At 31.4% G+C, this 1399-nt stretch carries 3 protein-coding genes; all 3 read left to right on the forward strand.

Features of this window, described 5'->3' with window-relative positions; genetic code table 11:
* Positions 1-73 precede the first annotated feature (73 nt).
* Entirely contained in the window at positions 74-562 is a 489-nt protein-coding gene (locus HMPREF3241_RS04940) for a hypothetical protein (protein WP_254051631.1), read from the forward strand.
* 6 nt (positions 563-568) lie between these two features.
* A complete protein-coding gene (locus HMPREF3241_RS04945) occupies positions 569-1201 on the forward strand; it encodes a DUF443 family protein (protein WP_070853495.1) in 633 nt (210 codons plus the stop codon).
* A gap of 1 nt (position 1202) precedes the next feature.
* Positions 1203-1399: DUF4176 domain-containing protein (locus tag HMPREF3241_RS04950; protein ID WP_141763172.1), on the forward strand; the 197-nt coding region annotated here is incomplete at its 3' end.

Here is a 1399-nt window from a genome sequence, read left to right on the forward strand (position 1 = left end):
AAAATTGGGGCATATTCTTGAACCCAACGGTAAAAACAGTTTTGTTCAAATTACCAATAAATCAGGAAACTAAATGATAAAGCATGGACGTTTAGTAAGTAATATTGGTAAAGGAGGTGGTTATACTACAATGGGCGTTGGCTTCGGTTTGGGTATGTATGATGATTTAGCCAACAATAATAAAACAATTGGAGAAGCCACTGCACATAATGGCCTTACGACCGGGGCTGGTGTAGGTGCTGGTACTGTTTTAGCAGCAGTTTCTGATTTAGCATATCAAACTAATTGGTTAGGTACTAAAGAGAAAGTTGACTGGGCTGGTCATCAAATTGACAAAGGAATTGATAAATATATTGATTTTAAAACTAAGCAAATTACTTTAGAAGCAAAGGGTGCATTATATATGAAAAACAAATTACAGCATGGTTCTCAGGAGGTTGTAAAAAGTGTTGAAAATGGTGCCAACTATTTTAGTAATAAAGCAAAAAAAGTCGAAAAAAATGTTGGAGAAGCTGTCAACAATGTCAAAAAAGTAGCGAATCCAATGAAATGGAGTTGGTGAAGCTAAATGGAAAATATATACACAATATATAAAAATCCTAGATATAAAATTATCCAAAAAGGTAATCGCTATTTAATGGTCGACTTAGAACAAAATTGGTATTCGTATTTATGTCCCATGTTAAATTGGTTTATCCCTATTAAATGCACTGAATTGTCTTATCAAGAGTTCAATAATTTAAATATATTTAATAATGGTGGTCAAAACAGTCATGGTATGATGGCTGCAGGTATTGGTGTTACCATCAGTGTGTTATTAAGAAGTATTGTGGGATTCATGTATGTTAATATTAGTCAAATTTGGTTAGTAATAATGTTTTTACTCGGGTTTGTCGCCGTGATTGCGTTACGTCTATCTATAAGTAAGAAGTTGAAACATCCAGCATTTAATCAAAATAGCACACAAAAAGTAATGTTGATTCCATCGTTTAAAAATATGATACTAGTGGTGTTTTGTTATTTCATGTTCCTATTTTTTTCAATTGCTCCTATTCAAATGATTTTTGATGATAGTCAAAATATTTTTGGTTATATAGGTTGGTTAGTTACGTTGTTTCTGTTTACTATTATGAACATAGTTTCGATTTCTGATAGAAAAGTACATGCCAAAACTAAAAACATAGGAAGACAGGTGAAATAGTGTGGAAACAATAGGAAGTATTATATATTTAAAAGAAGGTTCCCAAAAGTTAATGATTATCAATCGAGGACCTATTGTAGATATAGATAATCAAAAATATATTTTTGATTATTCTGCATGTAATTATCCTGTGGGTGTCGTAGAAGATCAAATATATTATTTTAACGAAGAAAATATCGATAAAGTCGTTTTTGAAGG

It is taken from the genome of Staphylococcus sp. HMSC34G04, assembly GCF_001838765.1.
In the GTDB taxonomy this organism is placed as follows: domain Bacteria; phylum Bacillota; class Bacilli; order Staphylococcales; family Staphylococcaceae; genus Staphylococcus; species Staphylococcus epidermidis.

What these genes read in the sequence shown, in the direction of transcription:
- HMPREF3241_RS04940 (WP_254051631.1), top strand. Translation starts at nt 74, where the DNA reads ATGATAAAGCATGGACGTTTAGTAAGTAATATTGGTAAAGGAGGTGGT.
- HMPREF3241_RS04945 (WP_070853495.1), top strand. Translation starts at nt 569, where the DNA reads ATGGAAAATATATACACAATATATAAAAATCCTAGATATAAAATTATC.